This is a genomic window from Bacillus proteolyticus (assembly GCF_001884065.1).
Taxonomy (GTDB): Bacteria; Bacillota; Bacilli; order Bacillales; family Bacillaceae_G; genus Bacillus_A; species Bacillus_A proteolyticus.
The window spans coordinates 1-231 of the sequence record NZ_MACH01000076.1 but is presented as its reverse complement, the minus strand read 5'-3'; the positions used below and the strand labels follow the sequence as shown (position 1 = coordinate 231).

Sequence of the window (231 nt, the reverse complement as noted above, 5' to 3'; positions counted from 1 at the left end):
AACCACGATGCGAGTAGGTAATTTGTCTTTGCTCCCTACATATACATCACGTAATTCATACACTTGGCCAGGTTGTAATTGGTTCATGATTTCTTCCAAATGAATTTGTATATATACCGGTCTCAGTTGAGCTGGTTTTGTTTTAAATACGACTGTTTTGAATTCTTTTCTATATATCTTAGTTGGTAACTTAAGACGTGATAAATAATATCCTTGATTATCTTGAATAGA

Annotated in this window: 1 pseudogene; it reads right to left on the bottom strand. The window is 32.9% G+C overall.

The features are described 5' to 3' along the window. Positions 1 to 231 (bottom strand): annotated as a pseudogene (locus BAQ49_RS11440) (IS4 family transposase); the annotation flags it as partial.